This window comes from Zhongshania marina (genome assembly GCF_002915595.1).
Classification (GTDB): Bacteria; Pseudomonadota; Gammaproteobacteria; order Pseudomonadales; family Spongiibacteraceae; genus Spongiibacter; species Spongiibacter marinus_B.
The window spans coordinates 17,690-41,465 of the sequence record NZ_PQGG01000035.1 but is presented as its reverse complement, the minus strand read 5'-3'; the positions used below and the strand labels follow the sequence as shown (position 1 = coordinate 41,465).

24 protein-coding genes are annotated in these 23,776 nt (G+C 48.3%); 1 reads left to right on the top strand and 23 read right to left on the bottom strand.

What is annotated here, in order from left to right:
* Window positions 1–19 precede the first annotated feature (19 nt).
* Window positions 20–2,206 carry an FdhF/YdeP family oxidoreductase gene (locus C0068_RS15265; RefSeq protein WP_233208834.1) on the bottom strand — a complete coding sequence of 729 codons (2,187 nt, stop codon included), beginning with the start codon at window positions 2,204–2,206 and terminating at the stop codon, window positions 20–22.
* 261 nt (window positions 2,207–2,467) lie between these two features.
* On the opposite strand from C0068_RS15265, the gene C0068_RS15260 reads away from it, so the two are divergent.
* On the top strand, window positions 2,468–3,085 hold the full coding sequence (locus tag C0068_RS15260) for a TetR/AcrR family transcriptional regulator (RefSeq protein ID WP_103685345.1): 618 nt from the start codon (window positions 2,468–2,470) through the stop codon (window positions 3,083–3,085).
* 46 nt (window positions 3,086–3,131) lie between these two features.
* On the opposite strand, the gene C0068_RS15255 is transcribed toward C0068_RS15260, so the two are convergent.
* From C0068_RS15255 to C0068_RS19585, 22 genes are all read right to left on the bottom strand, one after another.
* Window positions 3,132–4,991 carry an AMP-binding protein gene (locus tag C0068_RS15255; RefSeq protein ID WP_103685344.1) on the bottom strand — a complete coding sequence of 620 codons (1,860 nt, stop codon included), beginning with the start codon at window positions 4,989–4,991 and terminating at the stop codon, window positions 3,132–3,134.
* A gap of 36 nt (window positions 4,992–5,027) precedes the next feature.
* Window positions 5,028–5,807, bottom strand: a complete 780-nt coding sequence (locus tag C0068_RS15250) for a fumarylacetoacetate hydrolase family protein (protein WP_103685343.1) — start codon at window positions 5,805–5,807, stop codon at window positions 5,028–5,030.
* A 47-nt stretch (window positions 5,808–5,854) separates the two neighbouring features.
* Window positions 5,855–6,367, bottom strand: coding sequence for an aromatic-ring-hydroxylating dioxygenase subunit beta (locus C0068_RS15245; RefSeq protein WP_103685342.1), 513 nt, complete (start codon window positions 6,365–6,367; stop codon window positions 5,855–5,857).
* Between the two features lie 3 nt (window positions 6,368–6,370).
* Window positions 6,371–7,630 carry an aromatic ring-hydroxylating oxygenase subunit alpha gene (locus C0068_RS15240; RefSeq protein ID WP_103685341.1) on the bottom strand — a complete coding sequence of 420 codons (1,260 nt, stop codon included), beginning with the start codon at window positions 7,628–7,630 and terminating at the stop codon, window positions 6,371–6,373.
* A 45-nt stretch (window positions 7,631–7,675) separates the two neighbouring features.
* Window positions 7,676–8,449: a class II aldolase/adducin family protein gene (locus C0068_RS15235; RefSeq protein WP_199176199.1), complete on the bottom strand. Its 774-nt coding sequence runs from the start codon at window positions 8,447–8,449 to the stop codon at window positions 7,676–7,678.
* 85 nt (window positions 8,450–8,534) lie between these two features.
* The gene (gene dmpG, locus C0068_RS15230; protein WP_103685340.1) at window positions 8,535–9,578 is read right to left on the bottom strand and encodes a 4-hydroxy-2-oxovalerate aldolase; all 1,044 of its coding nucleotides are present in this window, start codon (window positions 9,576–9,578) and stop codon (window positions 8,535–8,537) included.
* Window positions 9,579–9,626: 48 nt separating this feature from the next.
* Window positions 9,627–10,529: an acetaldehyde dehydrogenase (acetylating) gene (locus C0068_RS15225; RefSeq protein ID WP_103685339.1), complete on the bottom strand. Its 903-nt coding sequence runs from the start codon at window positions 10,527–10,529 to the stop codon at window positions 9,627–9,629.
* Window positions 10,530–10,567: 38 nt separating this feature from the next.
* On the bottom strand, window positions 10,568–11,401 hold the full coding sequence (locus C0068_RS15220) for an alpha/beta fold hydrolase (protein ID WP_103685338.1): 834 nt from the start codon (window positions 11,399–11,401) through the stop codon (window positions 10,568–10,570).
* A 43-nt stretch (window positions 11,402–11,444) separates the two neighbouring features.
* Complete coding sequence (locus tag C0068_RS15215) at window positions 11,445–11,807, bottom strand: non-heme iron oxygenase ferredoxin subunit (protein ID WP_103685337.1); 363 nt, start codon at window positions 11,805–11,807, stop codon at window positions 11,445–11,447.
* A 12-nt stretch (window positions 11,808–11,819) separates the two neighbouring features.
* Window positions 11,820–12,587: an SDR family oxidoreductase gene (locus tag C0068_RS15210; RefSeq protein ID WP_233208833.1), complete on the bottom strand. Its 768-nt coding sequence runs from the start codon at window positions 12,585–12,587 to the stop codon at window positions 11,820–11,822.
* Window positions 12,580–13,506 (bottom strand): VOC family protein, encoded by a 927-nt coding sequence (locus C0068_RS15205; protein WP_103685336.1) that lies wholly within the window; start codon window positions 13,504–13,506, stop codon window positions 12,580–12,582. Before C0068_RS15205 ends, C0068_RS15210 begins: the two co-directional genes overlap by 8 nt.
* 261 nt (window positions 13,507–13,767) lie before the next feature.
* Window positions 13,768–14,265 (bottom strand): hypothetical protein, encoded by a 498-nt coding sequence (locus C0068_RS15200; protein ID WP_103685335.1) that lies wholly within the window; start codon window positions 14,263–14,265, stop codon window positions 13,768–13,770.
* A 1-nt stretch (window position 14,266) separates the two neighbouring features.
* Window positions 14,267–15,418 (bottom strand): phosphotransferase family protein, encoded by a 1,152-nt coding sequence (locus C0068_RS15195; protein ID WP_103685334.1) that lies wholly within the window; start codon window positions 15,416–15,418, stop codon window positions 14,267–14,269.
* Between the two features lie 11 nt (window positions 15,419–15,429).
* Window positions 15,430–16,359, bottom strand: a complete 930-nt coding sequence (locus C0068_RS15190; protein WP_103685333.1) for a DUF7064 domain-containing protein — start codon at window positions 16,357–16,359, stop codon at window positions 15,430–15,432.
* A 371-nt stretch (window positions 16,360–16,730) separates the two neighbouring features.
* The gene (locus C0068_RS15185) at window positions 16,731–17,354 is read right to left on the bottom strand and encodes a thiamine biosynthesis protein ThiC (protein ID WP_103685332.1); all 624 of its coding nucleotides are present in this window, start codon (window positions 17,352–17,354) and stop codon (window positions 16,731–16,733) included.
* A 182-nt stretch (window positions 17,355–17,536) separates the two neighbouring features.
* A complete protein-coding gene (locus C0068_RS15180) occupies window positions 17,537–17,917 on the bottom strand; it encodes a type II toxin-antitoxin system VapC family toxin (protein ID WP_103685331.1) in 381 nt (126 codons plus the stop codon).
* Entirely contained in the window at window positions 17,914–18,120 is a 207-nt protein-coding gene (locus tag C0068_RS15175; protein WP_103685330.1) for an AbrB/MazE/SpoVT family DNA-binding domain-containing protein, read from the bottom strand. The genes C0068_RS15180 and C0068_RS15175 overlap by 4 nt, the downstream gene beginning before the upstream one ends.
* Before the next feature lie 143 nt (window positions 18,121–18,263).
* Window positions 18,264–18,563, bottom strand: a complete 300-nt coding sequence (locus C0068_RS15170) for a hypothetical protein (protein WP_103685329.1) — start codon at window positions 18,561–18,563, stop codon at window positions 18,264–18,266.
* Window positions 18,564–18,806: 243 nt separating this feature from the next.
* Window positions 18,807–19,778, bottom strand: coding sequence for a calcium/sodium antiporter (locus tag C0068_RS15165; RefSeq protein WP_103685328.1), 972 nt, complete (start codon window positions 19,776–19,778; stop codon window positions 18,807–18,809).
* A gap of 124 nt (window positions 19,779–19,902) precedes the next feature.
* Window positions 19,903–22,419: a protein translocase subunit SecD gene (gene secD, locus C0068_RS15160; protein WP_103685327.1), complete on the bottom strand. Its 2,517-nt coding sequence runs from the start codon at window positions 22,417–22,419 to the stop codon at window positions 19,903–19,905.
* A 55-nt stretch (window positions 22,420–22,474) separates the two neighbouring features.
* On the bottom strand, window positions 22,475–22,795 hold the full coding sequence (locus tag C0068_RS15155) for a hypothetical protein (protein ID WP_103685326.1): 321 nt from the start codon (window positions 22,793–22,795) through the stop codon (window positions 22,475–22,477).
* 148 nt (window positions 22,796–22,943) lie between these two features.
* A complete protein-coding gene (locus tag C0068_RS19585) occupies window positions 22,944–23,696 on the bottom strand; it encodes a helix-turn-helix transcriptional regulator (protein ID WP_199176198.1) in 753 nt (250 codons plus the stop codon).
* Window positions 23,697–23,776: the final 80 nt, after the last annotated feature.

Genomic DNA, 23,776 nt, shown 5'->3' with positions numbered 1-23,776 from the left:
AATCTGGAAGAGCGCAGAGTTAATGCTGCCGAGCATTCGCCGACGCCACTGACACCGCGATCGACTTAAACTGTGGCGTATGCGAACGCGGGTCAGTTAGCCTTGAACTGAGCACGTTTGCCTCTGGGTAATAAGCCGCTACGCAGCCCCTGGGTAAATTGAATAGTTTTACCTCAAGCCCGCGCATTTCTCCGTAGTCGGAGCAAATATCGACAGTAGCTCCCTCACCCACGCCTAGCTCTAAAGCGTCTTGTTGATTCAGCAATACCGTCCAGCGATTATCTACACCACGGTAACTATCGCTCTCTTCATAAATAATCGAGTTGAACTGACCTTCGCTGCGGATGGTCATCATCGTAAATGGCCGCGTTGATTCAAGGTCAACACCAAGCTGTTGCGGAACAACAAAATGCGCCCGACCATCTTGGGTATGAAATTCCGGCAGGTGTTTTAGGCGACCACTGACATAAAACTCCTGCTTTGCCACGTCAATATCCGCTAACTCCTCCATGCCAGGCACCACCTTGGCGATGGCCTGCCGCACATTTTGGTGGTGTTTAAACTCGCTGAAATTAATTGGGCAATCCCGCAATAATTTATCGGCGATATCCGCCAAAACAGCAACCTCTGAACGCAGCGAGGCAATACGTTCAATACCACCATCACTTAAACGAACGTAATTGAACATAGATTCCTGCGTAGTCGGTTCTGGCTCTTCGTCGCGGGCACAAACCGGAAAAATCAAGGACTCACAGGCATCGACACCGGTAACATGACCACGATTAAGCGTCGTGGTTAAAAAGATTTTAAGGCCAATATTATCCAAGGCCTTTGCTGCCCACTTACTGTCTGGACTGGCCTCATAAAGGTTTCCCCCCATGATGAAAGCCGCGTCTATATCACCATCGTGAGCGCGTTCAAGAGATTCCAAGGTATGCATACCCTTGCCCTTAGGCAACGTCACCTTAAAGGTCTTCTCAATCCGACTAAATACCTCGCTAGGCAAAACGGGCTTAACACCAATCGTGCCAATACCCTGCACATTGCTATGCCCCCGCAGAGGCAATAATCCGGCGTTTAACTTACCCACCATGCCGCGCATCAAGGCCAAATTGCTGATCCATTCAATATTATCAACACCGTGCTGATGATGGGTCATGCCCATGCCCCAAGCAAAAATAGCATTTTGTGATTGGATATAAACATCAGCAACACGCAGTACATCTTCTTTTGCTATACCGCAGCGGTCGAGTAGATCCTGCCAAGACTGAGCCTGCACATGGCGCTCAAACTCTGCGTAGCCACTGGCGTGCTCACGAATAAATCGCTGGGCCGTCCCGCCCTTTTCAATCACCGCCTTGGCAATTGCAGTGAATAAGGCAATATCGCTGCCGATTTTCGGCTGCAAATAAATACTCGCCACTTCGTCCCCGCCCTTGATCAGGGAGCTGATCATTTTAGGCGCAGCAAACTGTACCAAGCCCGCCTCCCGCAGCGGATTTATCACCACCACCGTGCCGCCTCGACGGCGCAAACCGATGAGCTTATGCAGCAAGCGCGGATGATTTGAAGCTGGATTTGCGCCAATCAAAAAGAACAGGTCGCAGTGGGCAATATCATCTAACTCAACGGTTGCCGTACCGGTGCCAACGGTATTGGCCAAGGCCTCGCCAGTAGCCTGATGACAATAATAAGAACAGTTGCTGATATTATTCGTACCGTAAAGCCGTGCCATCAGCTGTAAGACAAAGCCCGCCTCATTTGAAGAGCGGCCTGAGCTATAAAAAAAGCTGCGCTCTGGACTTAGCTTTGCCAAACCTTCCGCCGCGTGATCAATCGCCCAATCCCAATCAACAATTTTATAGCGATTTTCACCTGCAGCCTTATATACGGGTTGCCCAAGCCGCCCAAGGGTTTCTAATTCCCGCGCAGAAAGCGCGCGAAATTCATCTAAAGTATGAGCAAACACCTCGGCGGGAATCGGCGCTTGAATATCTGTAGATTGAGCCTGAATACTCTTATTGCATACCGACGGAAACTCATCCAGTTCATTAGTCATACCGCCACGCTGACCGCCCATACCCAAACCGCAGGCTTTACAGGCATTTTTTGCATTCAGTGCCTTGGCCGAATTAAGTAATCCAATCTTACGTGCGGTATTTAGGGTATACAGAACCTTTTTAGGGCCGCCGCCAATGACTTTCATAGATGCGCTCATTATTTGAAAATATTAGCCGCCAACCATACTACGCCTTTCTTGCGACTTAAAATCAAAATTTAGCCTAGCAATATAAATAATCACCTTTGATATAGATATTTACATAGCATATTCACCTGCAAGCCCCGTGCAATTACACCCTATGGTTGCCTATAGCCATAAAGATTATCCAAGAAGCTTAGGCACTTAGCATGCTGTTGCTGCTAAAATAATGCCTGTTACAATCATTATTATTTTGAGGCTTAAAGTTTGACTCAGAAATCAGTAAAAACCAGAACGCCACAGGCCGAGCGCACAGCAACAATGCGGCAACGACTTTCTGAAGCTGCGTTTGAGGTAATCAAGGAAGTCGGCTACGCTAACTTTCGCACCTCGGCGGTATCAAAGGCTGCCGGGGTTTCACAAGGTGCGCAACTCCATCACTTCCCCACCAAAGATTCCTTAACCACCGCTGCTATGGAATATGCCTATGAGCGGGCTAACGGTAAATTTTTAAAAAATATTAGCTCGTTTTCCGCTAGCGACGATCCCTTAGATGCGGTGATTCAGGATGCTGAAGACTTTTTCATGTCTGATTATTTTATGGTCGCATTAGATATTTTGATGGCCGGTGGTAAAAACAAAGAACTCAGAGATGAACAGGTCAGACTTGCGGTAACAAGCCGCGCCTCGGTAGAAGAAAGCTGGGTTAAAAAACTGATAGAACTGGGCTGGGAAAAGAGCGAAGCCGAAATGATCCTCGGCATGACCTTTTGCTTAGTCAGAGGGTTTGCAATAAAGCTATTGATTAGCCATAGCCGCAGTGATTTGTCGACCATGATGACGCAATGGAAAAGCATGGTCGCAATGTTAAAAGCACAAGCTTAATTCAGTATTTTTCGGCCCCGCTGAAGACCTCAACGGGGCGTTTTATTTACGCAGTCACAGCGCTCAATAGCGGCCGTATTTCTTCTAAAATAGCCGGATCATCAATCGTTGCGGGTACTTTTACATCTTCGCCATTGGCTATTTTTTGCAGGGTCGCGCGCAAAATTTTACCGGATCGCGTTTTAGGTAAGCGCTTAACCACCCGCGCCTGTTTGAAAAATGCCACCGGCCCAATATGCTCCCGAACTAAGGCAATTACTTCTTGAACGATGCTTTCTTCGCTGCGTTCCACACCGGCATTAAGCACCAATAAGCCAATCGGTATCTGCCCTTTCATCTCATCGTTAATACCAAACACCGCGCATTCAGCCACGTCTTTGTGCGCGCTAAGTACCTCTTCCATTTGCCCAGTAGACAAGCGATGCCCCGCCACGTTTATCACGTCATCGGTGCGACTCATAATGTGGACATAGTCTTCGCTGTCGATAAAACCTGCATCGCCGGCATTGTAGTAACCGGGGTACTCAGAAAGATATTTATCAATAAAACCCTGATCGTTATTCCACAAACTCGGCAAGGTGCCCGGCGGCAGCGGTAAACGAACCGCCAAAGCGCCCATTGTGCCAGCTTCTACCATATGCCCCGCTTCATCTAGCACGACCACATCAAAGCCCGGCACGGCCTTACCGGAGGAACCATATTTAACCGGAAACAAACCTAAACCTGCGCAGTTTGCTACCGCAGGCCAACCCAATTCTGTTTGCCACCAGTGATCTATCACCGGAATATTTAACTGGCGCTCAGCCCACTGAATAGTATCGGGGTCTGCCCGCTCGCCGGCCAAAAATAATTGCTGCAAGCTAGAAAGATCAAAATCCCTAGGGCCAAGCCCATTAGGATCTTGCTGTTTAATAGCCCTAATTGCAGTCGGGGCGGTGAACATGGCCTTTACTTTATGGCGCTCAATTAAACGCCAGTACGATAAAGCATCAGGTGTGCCGACGGGCTTGCCCTCAAACATAATTGCCGTCGCGCCGCGAATAAGGGGGCCGTAAACAATATAGGAATGCCCTACCACCCAACCAATATCTGAGGCGGCCCAAAACACATCACCGGGATTGATGCCGTAGATATTTTCTAGGCTCCAATTCATTGCCACCATGTGGCCGCCGTTGTCGCGAATGACGCCTTTAGGATTCCCCGTGGTGCCAGAGGTGTAAATAATATATAGCGGATCAGTTGCCGCTAAGGGAACACAGTCAACGGCTTCGCCGGCCGCCTCAGTTTCCACCCAATCTAAATCCCGGCCTTCCTGCATCGCGGCAAGCAATTGCGGGCGCTGTAAGATTACACATTTAAGCGGTTTGTTCTGTGCCCGCTCAATGGCCTCATCGAGCAGCGGCTTATAGGCCACCAAGCGGCCGGGCTCTATGCCGCAGGAAGCCGAAATCACGACCTTGGGTTTACAGTCATCAATACGTGACGCTAATTCTGCCGCTGCAAAACCACCAAACACCACCGAGTGAACGGCGCCAATGCGCGCACAAGCCTGCATCGCGATAGCAGCCTCTGGCACCATCGGCATATAAATGACAACCCTATCGCCCTTTTCAACTCCCATAGAACGCAGGGCTCCGGCAAAGCGCGACACTCGATCAAGCAAGGCTTGGTAAGACCAGTGCTCTACCGTATCGGTAACTGGGCTGTCGTAAATAATTGCAGTCTGCTCGCCGCGACCAGCGGTCACGTGGCGATCCAAACTGTTAAAGCAGGTGTTGCACACACCATCGCTGAACCAGTTATACAGAGGAGCTTTGCTATCATCCAAGGTAAGCTCGGGCTTGCTAAACCAGTCTATACCCTCGGCAGCCTTTGCCCACAGACTAATATTCTCATCGTGATTCATTATTATCTCCCAGCCAAATACCTAGCAGTCTAAACACTATATAAAATCGAGCGCTAGGCTACCAATACCAGATATGTCTAAGGACATTTTGTCACCGGGTTTTACATACTCTAATGGCACTAAAGAGCCCGATAAAATAATGTCGCCTTTACTTAAGCTGATACCGTATTCACCGAGGGTATTAGCCAACCACGCCACACAGGTGAGTGGATTACCCAAGGCCTCTGCGCCGGTTCCAAAACTGAGCTTTTCGCCATTTTTCCACACCTGCATTTCGCAATTAATTAAATCTACTTGTTTGGGGTCTATCGCGGCGGCAGAGTTAACGGCGAAATAGCCGCAGGAGGCATTGTCGGCCACGGTGTCTTGAATTTTAATTTTCCAGTCAGCGATACGAGAATCAACAATTTCAAAGCACGGCATTACCGCCTCCGTTGCCGCTAATACGTCCGCTTCGGTAACGCCCGGCCCCTTCAGGTCACTCTTTAATAGAAATGCAATTTCACCTTCGGCGCGCGGTGCAATCATATTACTTAGAGACAGCTCACCGTCGCAGATCATTTTATCGGTCAAAAAACCAAAATCCGGCTGCCGCACATTGAGCATAGACTGCACAGCATTGCTGGTAACACCAATTTTTTTGCCAATCAGTTTCTCACCATCAGCCTCGCGCATCGCCAGCATATTCAACGATACGCGATAGGCGTCATCAATACTGATATCAGGATAGCGTGTAGTTAGAGGCGACACCGCCTTGGCCTCTCGCAAAGAGCGATATAACTCGGTACTAATATCCTGCAGTTGCTGCTGATTCATACTTGCTATTCCAATTACTCGTTATGAAATGTATGTTAAAAAATAATTTACAAAATAATGCTGATCTTTGCCTGTGGCCGTAAACCATCAAGCGCTAAAGAGCACATTTTTTTACAAATTCGTAATTGACCTTCTATATTGGCCAACTCATACAAATAGCTACCCATAAACATGTCTGTGCTACCATTTTTTGAACGGTAAATTACAAACGACGCACTCACAGAAAGTCGGCCATTTTCAAGACTATCATTCACCACAATATTACTAACTACATGCTGAACCTTTGAGCGCGGAAACTCGGCATGGCAGGTCTTTTTCTCAAGTCGAGTTACCCGCTCCTCCATACGACCACGATTATCTGCAATATAGTAAAGATGCTTTGTAGGGTCTGCTTCCGCAGCAGCTATGTCCGTCGGTGGCACATAATAACTTGCATCCTCGGTATATAAAGACAACCAGTCTTGCAAGCGCCAGTCGTCCAAACATTTAGCTTCTTCATTCAGCAATTTTTGGATACGAAAATATTGAAACATTTCTTGCAAATCAGACTCGCTAGCCATCGCCTACTTCTCCTCAAATTCGCTGACACGACGATTCCATTCACGCCAAAATGCGCGCATTTGTAACTCGTCATCAAATGAGGGAACTGCCGCCTTCATTCCCTTAGAAATATCATTCCACGGCGCATTAGCAGCAGACTTAAATCCGTTCTGGCACTGCTCCAAAGCCTCGACATCATCAGGAGTTGCAAAACCGCCAGGGCCAATAAATTCTAGGAAGTTAGATAGACGATATTCACGGCGCCAATCACTTTCACCCACCACACCCATTGCAAACCCATTCACCATCATTGAGTTTGGTGATGTTGGGTAGAAGGTACGCACCGTAATTGCCATGATGTCGTTAACGACCAAGTTGGGAAAAATAATCATATTGCGGTTTTTAGTTGCGATCTTTTCAGCGGTTTCTGCGCCGACACGCCCCACCAACTCATCGTAAACCTGATTAATTTCTTTCTTGCCGTCTTCTCCCCACATAGGTATCCACTGCGCTACCGGACGCCCCCACGGCGCGCTGTATTCAATAACAGCGTGTCCATTCCCTAGATCATAGCCTTTACCGGCAAGACGGGTTGCCGTTAAACCACCATTGGTATTCATCAAATAATCTAGGTAGGTAGCGTGAGTGGATTCTGCGTGATAACCATCAACACTGTTTTCAACCAATAACTTCCAATTGGCCTGAATGGAGTATTCTTGGGTGCCGCCGATGATTTCCATACCTTGCGCAGACTGCGCTGAAACCACATCTAAATACTCTTTAGAACCCGCTAGGTAATCCTCAAGGGGTTCAACGTCTTTATTAAAGCAAATGAAGTAGAATCCCGCGTACTGTTCCAGCCTTGGCACAGGCCGTAAATTTGATTCATCGCCTTCTTTAAAGTCTTTGCTATAAGCATTCTCACCGGAGAGATGCGCTAATTCACCGGTATTTTTAAACACCCAGCCGTGATACATACACTGAAAGGTTTTGGCCTTGCCACGCTTCTCTCTACACACAGTAGAGCCACGATGCGGACAGACGTTAAACAAGGCGCGAATCACATTGTCGCGACCGCGAACAAATAGAATATTCTGATCTGCCACCGTGCGCGCCACAAACGCACTGGCTTCCTTCAGCTCGGATTCATGCCCCAAGTACAGCCAGCAATTTTGAAATATTAAATCGCGTTCTTTTTCGAACACTTCCTGACTGGTAAACGTTTCGCGCGCTACTTTAAAACGCCCGCCGTCCCGATCATCGATAATATAAGGAGTTTCCACGTCAACCACCTCACGCTTTTGGATTTAAGAAATTAATTTTTATTTTCATACCACAAAGTGGTATAGCTCTAGTTCAGCATCGTCGCATGCAATTTCGTTATCTTCGCTCAGAGCACTAATCGGTAAGTCTTGAGCCATATCCGTTTCTGGGTCGCTGTGGGTTAAATACCGCCACATGCGCTCAAACACGCCGACTTTAACTTGTCTGTCTCGAATCTCATCAAGCGACAGCACACCCTCTTCAGGCTTAAAATTGGCACTGCGTACACTTAACTCTAGCCGCGCAGAGTCCTCTAAAAACCAAGCGTAAGACACCGCCTCTTCGATTGATTCACCAAGCACTACTGCGCCATTTCCCCGCATAACCAAGGCCGTTGCCGACCCCATCATATCGGCGAGGGATTGCGCGCGTTCATCGTCACGTAACAATCGCGGATCAGCCCACAGGGGAATATTGTTGGCAAAGTACGCGCTCAAACCATGCCGACAAGTTGGTGTTAAACCCTGCGTAGATAGCGTCATTACCGCTGGCGACATTATTCTGCAAACGGCCTTAATTTCAGGTCGGCGCTGATAAATTGCTTGATGGATTCTAACTTCGCCCAACACCCCATTTGGCAGAGGCCCCGTTACTGAAACAACCGTATTCGCTTCTTTCACGGCAATAGTGCCCATTGGCTGAGGAGCGCACACTAAAAACTGCTCATCATCTACCCTTATGCTGCAGTGACCGAAAGCGTGCACCAAGCCCGCGCGCCCCAGTGCTCTGGCTCCCATGCGCAGCTTGATGTGTTGCGTGTTTATTGCTGTTTGCGTCATGTTTTCCACGTGTTAGTTAGTTATTTATTATTTACTCGCGGGAACTGCCTAATCGCAGCCTTAAGTTAAGTTGCGAAATTTATTCTCAGCCCGTCGCACTCGCCGTCTCGGCCGTCACATTTTCCTTTGCCATTGTTAAGGCTAGGTCTTCAATCATGTCCTCTTGGCCACCCACGGTACCGCGCCGTCCTAGCTCAACCAGAATATCTCTTGCTGACACGCCGTAACGCTGTTCCGCGCGCTTAGCAAATAGTAAGAAGGAGCTATAAACACCGGCATAACCAAGAGTTAGCGCGTCGCGATCAATACGTATTGGACTATCCATCATCGGTACAATGAGGTCTTCCGCCACATCCATAATCTTGTAGAGATCTATGCCGGTCTTCATGCCCATACGATGTAAAACGGCGACCAAAACCTCTAGCGGGGTATTGCCGGCACCAGCGCCGAGCCCAGCGACTGAACCATCAATGCGCGAAGCGCCGGCATTAATGGCGGCAACCGAATTAGCCACGCCCATTGCGAGATTGTGATGACCGTGAAAACCAATCTCTACATTATCTGGCAAGCCGTTTCTCAATGTGGATATCTTCTCGGTGACTTCTTCTGGCAACATAAAGCCCGCCGAGTCAGTGCAGTAAATACAGTTAGCGCCGTAGCTCACCATGAGCTTTGCTTGCTCCAGCAAAGCCTCTGCAGAAATCATATGCGCCATCATCAAAAAGCCAACGGTGTCTAAACCCAACTTGGCTGAATAGGCAATATGTTGCTGAGATACATCAGCTTCTGTGCAATGGGTTGCGACTCTTAAGGTGCTTACGCCACAGGCCTGTGCCATGCGAATGTGGTCAACCGTACCAATTCCCGGCAATAGCAGGGCCGACACTTTGGCCTGTGTCATTTTTGGGATAACCGCATTGAGGTAGTCTTCGTCGCTGTGTGCCGGAAAACCATAATTTACCGATGCGCCGCCCAAACCGTCACCGTGAGTGACTTCTATAAGCGGCATACCCGCAGCATCTAGCGCCGTTGATACCGCGATCATTTGTTCAATGGAAATCTGATGGCGTTTTGAATGCATGCCATCGCGCAGGCTCATATCATGCAATTTCACAAATTTATTTGTCATACTCTGCACCTTTCACTGTCGGCTATTACAAGGTAGCGGCGTAAATTATTAGGCCGTAATAGCACTCGCTTCTGTGAGTTTTTGGGCAATCATTTCTGCTGTACGCAATGCCGCTGCCGTCATAATGTCGAGGTTGCCCGCATACTTAGGCAAATAATCACCAAGGCCCTCAACCTCCATATACATAGAGACGCGCTGGCCATCAAATACCGGCCCATTCACCAAGCGATAGCCCGGCACGTAGCGCTGCACTTCACCTACCATGTCATGCACCGATGCGGTAATGGCGGCTTGATCAGCCTCGCCTTCAACCAAGCAGTGAATGGTGTCGCGCATAATGAGTGGCGGTTCAGCAGGGTTAATTACGATGATTGCCTTGCCTTGCTTTGCGCCGCCCACTTTCTCCACCGCGCTAGCGGTTGTGCGGGTAAACTCATCAATATTAGCGCGGGTACCTGGGCCAATTGAGCGCGAAGATACCGTCGCTATAATTTCACCGTAGCTCACGCTTTGAACCCGCGACACCGCCGCCACCATCGGAATAGTCGCCTGACCACCGCAGGTGACCATATTGACGTTTTGAATATTGCCTTGACTGAGCGCCGCCAAATTAACTGGGGGAATGCAGTAAGGGCCTATGGCTGCCGGCGTGAGGTCGATCATCGTCACACCCAATTCATTCAGCTTGCGGCTATTCTCCGCATGGACATAAGCCGAGGTCGCATCAAAGGCGATAGTAATATCGTCTGCTTTAATAAATGGCAGCACACCATCGACACCCTCTGAACAGACTTTAATACCCATCTCAGCCGCACGTTTTAGGCCGTCAGACTCGGGATCTATACCCACCATCCACACCGGCTCAACCCACTCTGAACGCAGCATTTTTATCAGTAAATCAGTACCTATATTGCCCGGCCCAATAATAACGGCTCTCAACTTTTTACTCATAATTCACCTATCTTCAATTCTTTAGTATTTTTAAACGGTTAAAGAATCAAAAAGTTTTTAACTAGGCTTGAAAACTCAGCGGGCTTTTCTACCTGTGTCCAGTGGCCACACTCACCAAAAATATGCAGTTGCGAATTTTTCATTAGGCGGTGTGCTTTTATAGAGTTTTCCATAGGTACAATCACGTCTTCGCGGCCGTGAACCATCAAGGCTTTATGCTGAACCTGTGCGATTTCATCTTCAGGAATACCTAAACCATCTAACTTTTCCTGCATCGGTTCAGGGAATAATTTTTCGTAGGCCTCTTGATAACCAGGGCGAATACTAGCCTCGTAGCGCGATTTAATAATGTCTTCGCTCACCAAATCTTGTCGATAAGCAAAGATAGACATTAAGCTGCGCATTGCATCGACCGAGGGTTTGTAACCCCAAATTTCACGCAAACCATCGGTGATATTGAAATGAATACCCGCAGCGCCCATCATCACAAATCGATCAACTCGATTGCCATGACGTGCAGCCATCGCCAAACTAATCGCACCACCAAAAGAGTTACCTACAAAATGGGCTATTTTAACGTCAATTGCATCCATAAACTGACACATAAAGCGCAGCCAATTTTCTAAATTGTATTCAAAGCCATCGGGATTATCGGTGTACCCAAAACCGATCACATCGGGAGCAATGACGTGAAAATCATTTTCTAAGGCGGGAATAAGCAAACGCCAATTCGCATACGCTGTTACCCCAGGACCGGAGCCATGCAGTAAAATCACGGTAGGATTTTTGCGATCACCCGACTCTAAATAATTAGCCTCGTAGCCATCTGCCAGTTTAACTCGTTTACCCATTTCCGGATTCTGCGCACTCACACAACACCTCACTGCAAATAATTATTTAAATGTTAACGTTCTATTAATCAGGTTTTTGAAAACGCTTAGCGCGTGGGTTGATATAAATATCGCCGTCGATTACCTGAGTTTCAAAGCTTCGCAATGGCACCCGACAAGGCATAGTTAAAGCCGCACCGCTTCGCACATCAAATGTGCCGTTATGCCACGCGCACTCAAGAATATGGCCGTTCAACTCACCTTCGTCGTAGAAAGATGCGGCGCCATGTGTGCAGCGATCTACCGCCACGTAAAATTCGCCGTCCACATTAAATATGGCGAGATCCATTCCACCGGGATGTTTTGCGGTGCCTATTTCGCCCACTGCAACCTCGTCTGCTTTGCAGAGAAAGACCCAGTCCTCACTACTTGCTATAACATTCGTCATTATTTTTATTCCTTACAACATGGTACTGCCGCCGTTAACACTTATGACCTGCCCAGTCACAAAAGCGGCGGCGTCGCTTGCCAAATACGCAACCATAGAAGCCACTTCTTCCACTTTTGCAGCACGACCAACGGGGATAACACTTAGAAATTTTTCTGCTGTTTGCGAATCGCGCTCGACAAAGTCTTTGAGCGCGGCAGTTTCTACTGCACAGGGCGCAACGGTATTAACCGTAATATTGTCTTTGGCAAACTCTCTAGCCAAGCCGGTGGTCATACCATGAACACCGCCTTTTGCGGCGTTATAGGCAGCATGCGCCCACAGGCCATTGCGCACAGAATCTGCGCCAATATTGATCACCCGACCAAAGCCCTGCGCCTTCATTTTTGGCAGCACACACCAGCTACACCAAAGCGCAGTCCACAAGTTTCTGTCTACCGTTTGCATCAGGGTTTCTGGCGTGTGTTCAAGAAAGGGACGAATAATGCCGCCGCCTGCGTTATTGACTAAAATATCGACGCGCTCAAAGCTCGCAAGGCTAAAATGAATTAATGACTCCGCCCCCGCCTGCGTTGACAAATCAGCGGCGTGCGCCGCTACGGTGTATTTCTTTTCCACCATTTCATTTTTTAATAGTGCGAGGTTTTCGGACGATAAATCGCTTAACACTATGGCAGCACCGGTATCGGCAAGGGCGATTGCGATGGCTTTGCCAATATCGCTACAGGCACCGGTGACTATCGCAACCTTTGTCTTGGCCGCTATTTTGATTTCACTCATTGAATTCAGGCCCCGCTATTTCACCGCGCTTACAAAACTCCGGTTTTGGCATGCCGCCCCATAAATCCATAGTTTGCGCGCTGTTTTCTAACATTCGCGCCTCTCGAGGATTTTCTTCTGGAAACTCTTCCATACCAAAACTAAATTCGGCGGTCATTCCGTCTGGATCTAAAAAGTACAGAAACACACTGCCCGACGGCATATGGCGACCGGGGCCAAAAACAATATCCACCCCCGCATTAATTAGCCTATTCCTAGCGCGCCCCACGTCATCAATTTCACTGACCATAAAATTAACGTGGTGCAAACCTTGGCTGTCACTTTTCACCATCGCAAAGCTGTGATGAAAAGGGTTGGGATAACAACGCGCCCACACCGCTTTATCGACAACAAAATCTGAAGAAAGCAAACCAAAATCATTATTCATAACTGCCCAAGCCTCATCTAGCTTGTTAGTTCGAATAACGACATGGCCTAGACGCTGGATTTTTGCCAAAGATTGATCCAGCACTTTAGGCGGCTCGACCATACAGTCGATGTACTCAAAGGTGACACCGGTAATTGGCTCGTGAACTCTAAAGCCACCGGCAATGTTCAAAAACTCAATTTCTGCGGCGGGTATATCCCAACACTCATAAGACCTTGATTGGAAATGGGCTTTGGCCAGCTGCAAATCTGCAGACGAGGCGACCTGAAAACAAACTCTGCGCAATCCCGCAACGTCTTCTTGGTAGAGGACAAGACTCATTGCATATTGATCGCAGCGCAGCCCTACTTTTTCTCCCTGCCGCTCAACGTGTACATTCAAACCGAGTTGCCCACTATAGAAGGCAATAGATTTATTAATATCGGTCACATTGAGTGCAACATAGGCCAAGCGCTTATACAAAAAAGGTAGACCTTGCATTGGGGTCTTCATAGTTCTGCCCTGTTTCTATTTTTATTGGTCAAGCACGAGATGCCGTATTTCCACTTTTCGAGCAGCAAGCTCTAACATCTCGACAATAAACAAACCGTGTAAACGCATCGTAAGTTAAATACAAAATAACGTCAACGATCTTTTTAAAATAATTCCCGCCTTGAATCCGGCTTATTTTTACGCTGCATTAACTTCAATAGAGACAAGGAATGTAGCACACTTTACGCATGCTACATAATTTGCATGGAAGTATTACTAGACTTAATTATTTGCTGCACTGGCAGTCAGCAAGCTAGCCACATCGAGCAGCTCTTCTGGCTTGCTGTCAAAGCCCATAGGGCTAAACCAACTACGCCCTACCACACTGTGATGGCGGGCATAATTAATCATCAACTCCGAAGACTTGCTCTTAAACCCTGCGCTCACGTCACAGTCGGCCATTAATCGTTCAGAGGCAAAGGCGATTTTTGCGATGTCGTTGCCGGCAAGCGCGGCATTTAATTCAGCGAGCTTTTCTGCCGCAAGCTTTTCTAATTCTGCGAGAAGAATTAGCTGCTTAGCGACATCAATTAAGTTCGCTGCATTGTGCGCCTGTAACTCTCTTTCTCGGCCATCCTGCGCCATCAATGCCGCGATATGACCAATCAATAGCTGGCTTTGCTCCTGCGCCATAGACTCACTAGCGGGAATCGCCGGTAAAATAATATCCGTCATCGCACGCATCATGGTGCTTAAACGCAACTGGGTTGATGGATTCATATTAGGCCTCCTCAAGCAAACAGATAAGCTGATCCACAAAGGCGTAACCCGCTGCCGTCAGCCAACTCAGCAATATATCTTGGTGACTATGCTTGTTTCCGGCAGTACGCGCCGATGTCGCCAAACAAATAACGACACATTTGTACACGCTTAACACTTGATAGAAATACAGCGCCTGCTTGTCCACAACTCTCCCGGTCATAGCGGTATATCGCGAACACAACTCCGCCAATGGCATTAAGCCCGAGGCCAAAACCTCGCCGTCATTAGTCTTACCTTGATGACAAGCAATCCACCCTAAATCTTCGTGATAGTCACCTATATGTGCCAACTCCCAATCCAAGATGGCGGTAATTTTCTGACTCTGCTCATCAAACAAATAATTACCAGTTCGGTAGTCTGCGTGAACAATAACCAGCTCCGAGGTTTTAGGCAGGTTATCGCGCATCCAACGCTCAGCCAAACCCATTATCGGCAAGCCCTCAATCGCATCGTCACGCCATGCGCTTACCCACCAATTTAGCTGCCATCGCGCAGCTTGGTAATCATCTTGATTAGGCAGCTGAAAAACCTTACCGTCGTCAAAGTCTGGACTAATACCGTGCATTATTTGCAGGTACTTCATAAACTCCTGCGACAAGCCCGCGCGAAATGGCTCACTAATTAAGGTGCCCAAACCCGACACATTGCCCGCGTTATTACTAGGCTTGGTGACCCCGCCAATAAACCCTGTAATCAGCGCTGGTCGCCCCAAGTGCTCGCCGTGCAAATCTGCCCACAAAACCGGTGGTACCGGCAATTTATCTACTACTGCACGCATAACCCCAAACTCTTTTGCGCGGTCAGTCACCACCGCGCTTTCTAGAGGATCCATACGCAAAACGCATTTCCTAACAAATTTATCCCCTGCGTATAAATCAAAAACGAACTGTTCTTTAGACGCACCACCACCCATGCGCTTAAAACCTTCAACCCGGGCTTCCGCAAGCCCTTGCGCTGCTAAAAATGCCAATAATTTGGGCTCCATTTGCTGAGGGCTTAGCGGCTCATATACCCCTTCATTTCGAGCGCTAAAATTTGCCTGCAACATAGCTTGAATACTTGGCTCTATATCCACGCCCGATGTGAGCGCGGTCACTACACTTGATTTCATTTCTATCCCGCCTATTTCTTGTTTACGTATTCGATCAGGCTATTCATCCACAACACTTCGCAACACCCACCACCCTTTACGCCGTCGATATGGGCAATAATCGGCGATTCAAACAAGGTAATCATGGGATCGGGGCAAAGCGGAAAAGTCGCATAGGCAACGCCTTGAAAGATCGTGGTGCGTCCGGCTGAATCGTATATGGTGGCATTCACCGTACGCGTTTTTAGATCGTCATTAATATCTAGGTCGATATCTACATCGACTACTTGGGCAATGTGCTGGTTTTTATCGACAAAGCCGCGAATCAAGGTTTTACCCATCGATTCTAGCTTCCAAAAATGCACGCCCAGCTCCGGTCCCGCTTGCGCATGAACCCATTTCCAATGCTGGTTCAAACCCCAGTCGCGCACACCCCAGGAATGGTCACGCTGCGCATAGCCCTGCAAAGCAATTTCACGACCGCCCACTTTAACGTAGCCAGACACCATGCCATGCTGCTCAAAACGATCGTGCGCTATCCACTGCGGGCAACCGCCTTTATGGCTGCTGTATGCGTAAGCGGGCTGGGTGGCAGTAAAATTGTATTCAATATCGAATAGCTCGGATTTGTAACTAATCGAAGCGGTTTTCAATAATTCGCCTAGACGAAAATGCAGTTTCTTCACCCGCCAATCAAAAAAATCGGCATCCGGCGACATGGCAATACCGTCAAACTTCTCCAGCAAGGGCTCTGGGCCAATACCGGGGCCGTAAAGCGTGACCGCACTGCCCGCTAGGCCTTCACCATTAATCCAGGTATAAATAAAGCCGCCAATTTGCTCTTCTGGAATTTGAATCATATACGCCATCGACTCGCGGGCCAGCGGCCCTGTTCCGAGTTTATGGCGATTGTCATGGATTGGATCTAAGGCTCGAATATCCGTCGTTAGCGTTCTTGTCATTAGCTCTTTCCTAATTCAATTATTCTGATCACACCGTCAAGGACGATGGCTAACATTCAGAATACCAATAGGAGAATTAACGACAATGGACTGATTTCAGCTAAGCAAGATTGGCATGCACAGCCTACTCAAAGGAAAGAGCTTACAAATTTAGTTAAATAATCTGATTTATTGAACAGCGGCATTACTCCACCCCCGCGCTGAGCGACGAGGGTCTACCATCTGAAGGCCCCGCCCTTTGCGGCCGTAATGAAATTGAGCTTGTTAGACGGAAGCTCACACATAGGCCTAATGTGGTCTTGCGACTATGACTAGTCACCAAGTGTGCAAAATCAACTCAACACCTTGCTCAAACAAGGTGTGCGCTTGCGTCACGAACTCTTCTTGAGCGCGTCAGGGTCTTCTCGGACAACACTCGTCAAGCAGAGCGCCAGAAGCAAGGTCGCGAAGACACCCGATCCCCCAGCAACGCCGGAGGGTAGAAACGCGTCACGCCCAAACACAATCAGAATCGCATTGGCGAACATGGCAACAACGCCAAGCATTGCAGTCAAGCCTCCCAAAGCCTTGCCCCCTCCCGCCATCTTTGCGACACCGAAAATGAGTGCAGTAAAGCCTAACAAGAGCTTTGCTGCGTAATAGATCATAAAAGACAAGGCTACGACTCCACCTGCTAAAGGACCAAGTGCCTCGAGTTGACTCGCCGCTTCACGAAATGGCCCGAACAAAGTAAGACCAATGCTAACTTGCACAACATTGAGTACCGCACTGAAGGCAATGGCAGACCACCCCACATGATAGCTTTTAGCCTGCACCATCGCGGCGCCGGCAAACGCCGTTAGAATGGTGAAAAGAAAACACTCCACCCCCCATAATAACTGCCGCGGAACGCTAAGCTCAGCGAGGTGAAGAATGGTATAACATGCCTGCGTAGCTGCCAGCGCCAGCAGCAAATACGATGTAATTTGAACAGTTCGTTTATTAGTAAATTCCATGCTGGCACCCTTTGGTATTCCTATTTATGGCACGTCCTCATAACGCAGCTGTGATAACTGAACTCAACTTCAACACAGTGCGCTTGAGCTTATTATCAGACGGCAGCCGGAACAACTCGTCAAATTACGCGTCACGCCTATAGCTGGCGCGCCGCCTTTTTGGCGTCGCATACCCGTGATAGTTATGTGCGTTTCTTGGAAATATATTTGACATTCGCCAGCCCTTCGAAATCGCTATCTTGAGTCCAGATAGCCGCGGAGAACTTGTGAGCAGTGGCAAAAATAATACTATCAGCTAGCGGTAACTTATGGAGAACGCCAAATTTAGCTGCATCCTTGGCAAGCTCCGAACCCAGCGGAACTACCTTACCCTGCTCCATATGAGCAGTGACAATCAGCGCAGCTTCTTCCCCTCGTTGGCGCAATACGTTCTTAAAAACCTCAGTGATTGTGATGCTTGGCACCAGCAGCTCTGATAGCTTTTCAATGGGTTCCGCGAAAACCGCAGAATTACCATCGCCGGCAAAATACGACAACCAAGCTGACGAATCTACGACATTCATGCCCGGTCTTCTTCCCTAAGAACCGTAGTATCAATTCCTTCCAGAAAGCCTCTCATCTCCTTCATCGGCTTGAGAGGAATAACCTCAATTCGCCCCTGGTACGATGTAATTTGGACCTTTTGCCCAGACACAATCCCCATGGATTCACGAATTTCTTTAGGAATAACAATCTGATATTTGGGAGAAACAGTTACTGAGGTCATGGCGGCACCTATCGATAAGGGTCTAGTATTACGATACCGCTATCGATCAGGGTGGTCAAGACGCATAGCGCCTAGCTAAGCGGTGCCCTGACAAGGGTATCCGGTGGACGGCCTCCAGGCTGGGAACGAACTTAAGCGTATTGTTAAATTTCTGATGCAACAACTTTCCCGTGATAACAATTGATTTCTCGGTTTACTTCACGCAACTTTGAGTCAAGCTCAGCGTATGCCTCAAATGCTTTCTCTGCCCCCTGCATACCTTTGAGTTGTTCAGCAATTCGCCCATTTTGGGCCATTAGCTCAAGATAGTGTGCACGAAACGCGAGCAACGCATTCAACCTACCAATATCATTCGCTTTTCTCGCTTCCTTAACAGACCAGCGAGCATAAAGTGCCGAGGGCGCTGCTACTAACACCGCAATAATTGCAATAACATCACTCATTGAAATGTCAATAACGCTTTCCTTGAAATTTAACAGTTGTTATAACGACTCAGGCCATGTATCGCTTTGGCCCCGTATCAAGGAGTGGGCTTTAACATTGATTGATTATTTATAGGGGATTCAATTAGTTGGCGGCATCGCCATTAGCAAGCGCCGGACAAACGAAGACTAATTCCCTTTATTTCTGTCAAACAATCCTTTCCCTTGATCATATCGCGTTTTGTATAAATTTCAATGAGTTAACTAACTCATGACCGAGACTAGCAACCACGCGTTGTAGGCCACAAATGAAATCAACAGAATTCCACCGCTGAGTCGATTGAGCTGCCTGATTTTTTTAAATCCGAACGTCATGACAAACAAAGCAATGGTCATCAGCATCATCGCTGTCCAATCACGATTAATAATCTCGACAGGAAATGCGCTGATAGGATTAATAACGCCCGCTATGCCAATGACCGCCAGTAAATTGAACATATTAGAGCCGACGACATTACCAATGGCGATATCGTGCTCACCGCGACGAACGGCAATAATGGAAGCCGCTAGTTCGGGGAGCGAGGTACCAAAGGCAACAATCGTTAGGCCAATTATTAAATCACTCACTCCCAGCAATTGGGCTATGGTAACTGCACCCCATACCAAAATACGTGAACTAATAATCAGCACTACTAAACCCAGCACCAAGTACAACAGTGCTTTTTGTAATGACATCGCTTGCGCGGCGAGTAACTCATCCGTTTCAGTTTCTAAGTGATCGCCTCGACTGCGCATCGCCACAAATATCGTCCAGCTAACAAGCGCAATAAACCCTGCCAAGAGCAAAATCGATTCTAAGCGAGTGAGGGCGCCATCCCACAATATATAGCCGACCAAGCCGCCAATCAGTGTGAGTAGTGGCAGCTCCTTGCGCACGATATTGGAGTGCACCGTGATCGGCGATATTAATGCGGTAATTCCAAGAATCAGGCCAATATTAACTATGTTTGATCCAATCGCATTGCCTAGCGCGAGGTCTGGATTGCCGTCGAACGACGCCATTGCCGAAACCACCATCTCGGGCGCCGATGTACCAAAACCGACAACCACCATACCAATCAGTAAGGTAGGCATACCCATATATTTAGCGGTAGCGGCAGCGCCTTCTACAAAGCGGTCTGCGCTCCAAATTAGCAGCACGAATCCACCAAGAACGGCCATCAGTGCAAGTGTCATATTCTTATACTACCTATAAATGAGTAAGGGTTACGTTGATGAATCTTTATCGTGACGTATGTAGTTAAAAGCCATATCGCAGGCAAACAGTCACACAGACCTAATCCGTGTGACTTTATCCACGTTAAGGCATAAGTGCTAAGGATTCCCGAACTTCCTCGGCGCTAGGCCTAAGCTGTTTCAAGCCTTTTTGCTCGCGCCATACACCCAGAAAATACAAGATTGGCGAGGCAATAAAAATTGACGAGCTTGTGCCAACAATAATGCCGAATAGCATGGGCTTGGCAAAGCTCGATACCGCATCACCGCCGGCCACAGCCATTGGCAGTATAGCTAATAAAGTGGTTGCCGATGTAAATAGTGTGCGCGTCAAGGTTGAGGAAATACTTTCGTTTAGAACACGTAGCAGCGGCGCATCGGGATTGGCGCGCAGCCCCTCTCGCACCCGATCAAACACAACCACTTTGTCATTAATTGAATAGCCAATAAGCGCGAGCAACGCGGCAACGGCGGTTAGGTTGAACTCCAGGCCCGTTAAAGCAAAAAAGCCAATGGTTTTGGTGATGTCTAAACCAATAGTGGCGATGGCTGCGGTGGCGAAATGTGACTCGTATCGAATCCATAAATACACCAGCATCCCCGCCGCAGCTAATAGCACGGCAAGTATGGAGGCGTCGGCAAAGCCGCCGCTGATTTTGGGACCCACCATATCCACCCGCGGAAAGCTCGCCGTAGCGTCTTCGCTGAGAATGGCGGCTTTTAGCGAGTCAATTTCGTTAGCGCTTAACTGCTTATCGCCGCTTTGCGCGGGGAGCCGAACCAAAAATTGACCCGCGTCGCCAAACTCCTGAATCGTCACACGATCAAAGTCATGGGCCAGCAGATTACTACGCAAACCCTGCACCGAGAGCTGCTCCGTTTTCACATTCACCAAGGTTCCACCAGTGAAGTCGACGCCATAATTTAAACCGCCCCCAATAAATAGCGCCACTGAACCCAGCGACAATATTGCGGACAAAGCCAAGCCCATAAACCGCCCGCCGAGGAAGTTTGTATTGCGCTTACTAAGCCGATCCAGCATGGCAAAACCAGAGAAAGACAACACATCTCTTTGGCGCTTACGTATATGCCATTTAATCAATACGCGAGTCACCGCGATAGAACTAAACATGGACGTAACTAAGCCAATGGCAATTGTCACCGCAAAACCGCGAATAGGGCCATTGCCGAACATAAATAACAGACTAACCGCGATAAGGGTGGTGACATTGGCGTCGATAATCGTGGCATAGGCTTTATCAAAACCGGCATTGATGGCGGCCATTGCGCGCTTGCCGCGTGCCGATTCCTCGCGGATACGTTCGTTAATAAGAATATTGGCATCAACGGCCATACCAATGGTTAAAATAATACCGGCTATGCCTGGCAGGGTGAGCGTTGCGCTTAGCAGGCTTAATATGCCGAAGATCAGACCAATATTAATGGTCAAACTTGCGCAGGCAATTAAGCCCCAGCCTCGGTAGATAACCGTCATAAATACTAATACCAAAGCGGCACCTAATACACCGGTGAACAAACCCATTTGAATGGCATCGCTGCCAAGGTCTGGGCCTACAGTGCGCTCTTCAACAACCGCCAAAGGCGCAGGTAACGCGCCGGCTCGGAGTAGCAGAGCAAGATCACTCGCTTCACTGGATGTAAAATTACCGGTTATTTCACCGCGACCACCACCAATAACGCCTTGTATTACCGGTGCTGTAATCACCTTGTTATCAAGAACAACTGCCAGCGGCCTACCAATGTTATTGCGGGTCATTTCGCCAAAGAGTTTGGCGCCGACATGGTCGAGTGCAAAGGTGACTATTGGCTCGCCAGTGTTTTGATGAAAGCCTAAACTCGCGTCACTAATATGCTCGCCTTTCATGGCGACTTGTTTTTCTAAGGTATAGGCTTGCTGGTCTTGACTGCTTAGCACCGTCATTGTCGGTATTATGCTTTGCGGGCGCGCTACCCAGTGAAAAGACATCTGCGCCGTTGTGCCCAATAATTGACGAATATACGCAGGATCGCTAACACCTGGCATTTGAATTAGCACGCCATCGTCACCTTGCTTGCTGATACTGGGCTCAACCAAGCCGGTTTCATTGAGCCGCCGCCTAAGCACTTCGAGACTGCGGTCTAGGGCGTCTTTCTTAATTTCCGCTATATATTCTTCCGTTAGGGAGATACTCAAGATGTTTTCTTGGCCTGCGACTTTAAACATTCGTACGCCGGTAGCTGTCCTATTGTGCTCAGTGGCCAGTGCCTTGGCTTTTCGCAAATTGTCAGCATCTCGCAGGCTTACTTGCCAGTGGGGGCCCTCAAGCTGCGCTTTTGCATAGGCGATTTTACCTTCTCGCAACTGCGTTATTATTTGTTCTGCAACGCGCTCTACCGCGCCATTTATAAGCGGAGCAGTATCAGCGCTCATCAGTAAATGTGAGCCGCCCTGCAAGTCTAAACCCAGTTTTAAGGTGTTGTGCGTAAACCACGCTGGTAGCTTTGCTTGCGCGTTCGTATTCAAAAAGTTAGGAACCACGCTGCATAAGCCAAGCAGTATGAGCAGCAAATAAATTACCGCCCGAGTATTAAAGAATCGCATGAATAATCCTTTCAAATTAATGAAATAAAAATCGAAATACAAAAATTGAGGAGGATTAGTTAAACGGAGGTGCGCGCAGCGGCGGCCGGAGGTGAACTAGCGCCTGTAATGCGGGTGCCCAATTGGCTGTTGGTGATACCAGACCAATAAAGCGCCAACTGGGTTGGCTGCCAGTAAAAACACTCGCTTTGGATGTACTAAAGCTATGATCATTGTCATCACGCTCAGAAACAAGCATGGCATTGCTGCCGCTGGAAAAGACAAAAATCTGAGATGAGTCATGCTTATTAAAATTTCTGTCGGTATCCAGTGCCGCGGCTTGTAAGTTTACCCCCGTGGCGAGCATCCCAATAAGTGCAAAAAGCCAGGCAAGCATTGGCGACGCCGTGCGCTTGTCTAGTTTTGTACTAAGTGATGAGGTGGGCATGGTGTTTAATTACAGTGTCCGCAGTTCGCGGATTATTGGGGCGAATCATTCGTAAATCAAGCACAGTTTCTAGCTAGAAATTGCCAAACCTTAAAACTCAATTTAGTGACGAATCCAAGGTCGCGAGCAAAGACGTACGACTATGAACTCGAAACTTACGATAAATACGCTTTAAATGATTTTCTATTGTGTATTCAGACAAACCTAGTGCGGCGGCAATTTGCTTATTGCCGTGCCCGCCGCGAAGCCCTTCCACCACCTGGGTTTCTCTAGGAGTCAACACGGCATCTGTGGCGGCAGAATGGCATATTTTGGCATCATCAGCCCATACCACTTGATCTGCATGCATCTGCTGGCGAACTAGCTGTGCGATATAATCTTCAGACGACTGTGTGAGTAAATTTTCGAGATCCGCAGACACCCTACTCGCTGTGATATGCACACCCCGAATGCAGTTCTGCCGCATAACACCTGCAACCATGTGCAAGCCCGGAGCAATACAGTGGGTCGCGGCGACAATCTCTCGGTAGCCAATTAAATCCATATAGCGCCAATAGGGTTCGCAACTGCGCTGCTGATCAGAAGCCTCTAATTGCCGGCGCTCCAGCACCCGCGTTCCCGGCGCAGAACGGCCATCGCTACAAGAATTAATATTGCGAAGAAAGGGATCATAGGACCACAGATGATTACTGTATTCTGTGCGTACTCGATCAGTCATGCCCTGGTTATACAAAAATCTAACTGCGCGCTTTGTCGGCTTGGTGTCATACAAAAATACGCATAAATTGCTTACCTTTGAACGCGCCAAGACCTGTGCAGCCAATCCACAAACGTCAGAACTTAACTCCATTCTGGCACCTCCCGCTGGTATTTATATTATTAATTATTTGACTACGCGCTCGAGAAAACGACTAATAACAACTTTCTGAT

What these genes read in the sequence shown, in the direction of transcription:
- C0068_RS15180 (WP_103685331.1), bottom strand. Translation starts at nt 17,917, where the DNA reads ATGAATGTCGTAGATTCGTCAGCTTGGTTGTCGTATTTTGCCGGCGAT.
- C0068_RS15200 (WP_103685335.1), bottom strand. Translation starts at nt 14,265, where the DNA reads ATGAATCCATCAACCCAGTTGCGTTTAAGCACCATGATGCGTGCGATG.
- secD (WP_103685327.1), bottom strand. Translation starts at nt 22,419, where the DNA reads ATGCGATTCTTTAATACTCGGGCGGTAATTTATTTGCTGCTCATACTG.
- C0068_RS15250 (WP_103685343.1), bottom strand. Translation starts at nt 5,807, where the DNA reads ATGAATCAGCAGCAACTGCAGGATATTAGTACCGAGTTATATCGCTCT.
- C0068_RS15255 (WP_103685344.1), bottom strand. Translation starts at nt 4,991, where the DNA reads ATGAATCACGATGAGAATATTAGTCTGTGGGCAAAGGCTGCCGAGGGT.
- C0068_RS15155 (WP_103685326.1), bottom strand. Translation starts at nt 22,795, where the DNA reads ATGCTTGCCTGGCTTTTTGCACTTATTGGGATGCTCGCCACGGGGGTA.
- C0068_RS15185 (WP_103685332.1), bottom strand. Translation starts at nt 17,354, where the DNA reads ATGGAATTTACTAATAAACGAACTGTTCAAATTACATCGTATTTGCTG.
- C0068_RS15235 (WP_199176199.1), bottom strand. Translation starts at nt 8,449, where the DNA reads ATGACGCAAACAGCAATAAACACGCAACACATCAAGCTGCGCATGGGA.
- C0068_RS15225 (WP_103685339.1), bottom strand. Translation starts at nt 10,529, where the DNA reads ATGAGTAAAAAGTTGAGAGCCGTTATTATTGGGCCGGGCAATATAGGT.
- C0068_RS15205 (WP_103685336.1), bottom strand. Translation starts at nt 13,506, where the DNA reads ATGAAGACCCCAATGCAAGGTCTACCTTTTTTGTATAAGCGCTTGGCC.
- C0068_RS15210 (WP_233208833.1), bottom strand. Translation starts at nt 12,587, where the DNA reads ATGAGTGAAATCAAAATAGCGGCCAAGACAAAGGTTGCGATAGTCACC.
- C0068_RS15165 (WP_103685328.1), bottom strand. Translation starts at nt 19,778, where the DNA reads ATGACACTTGCACTGATGGCCGTTCTTGGTGGATTCGTGCTGCTAATT.
- dmpG (WP_103685340.1), bottom strand. Translation starts at nt 9,578, where the DNA reads ATGACAAATAAATTTGTGAAATTGCATGATATGAGCCTGCGCGATGGC.
- C0068_RS15170 (WP_103685329.1), bottom strand. Translation starts at nt 18,563, where the DNA reads ATGAGTGATGTTATTGCAATTATTGCGGTGTTAGTAGCAGCGCCCTCG.
- C0068_RS15245 (WP_103685342.1), bottom strand. Translation starts at nt 6,367, where the DNA reads ATGGCTAGCGAGTCTGATTTGCAAGAAATGTTTCAATATTTTCGTATC.
- C0068_RS15195 (WP_103685334.1), bottom strand. Translation starts at nt 15,418, where the DNA reads ATGAAATCAAGTGTAGTGACCGCGCTCACATCGGGCGTGGATATAGAG.
- C0068_RS15190 (WP_103685333.1), bottom strand. Translation starts at nt 16,359, where the DNA reads ATGACAAGAACGCTAACGACGGATATTCGAGCCTTAGATCCAATCCAT.
- C0068_RS15215 (WP_103685337.1), bottom strand. Translation starts at nt 11,807, where the DNA reads ATGACGAATGTTATAGCAAGTAGTGAGGACTGGGTCTTTCTCTGCAAA.
- C0068_RS15175 (WP_103685330.1), bottom strand. Translation starts at nt 18,120, where the DNA reads ATGACCTCAGTAACTGTTTCTCCCAAATATCAGATTGTTATTCCTAAA.
- C0068_RS19585 (WP_199176198.1), bottom strand. Translation starts at nt 23,696, where the DNA reads ATGGAGTTAAGTTCTGACGTTTGTGGATTGGCTGCACAGGTCTTGGCG.
- C0068_RS15265 (WP_233208834.1), bottom strand. Translation starts at nt 2,206, where the DNA reads ATGAAAGTCATTGGCGGCGGCCCTAAAAAGGTTCTGTATACCCTAAAT.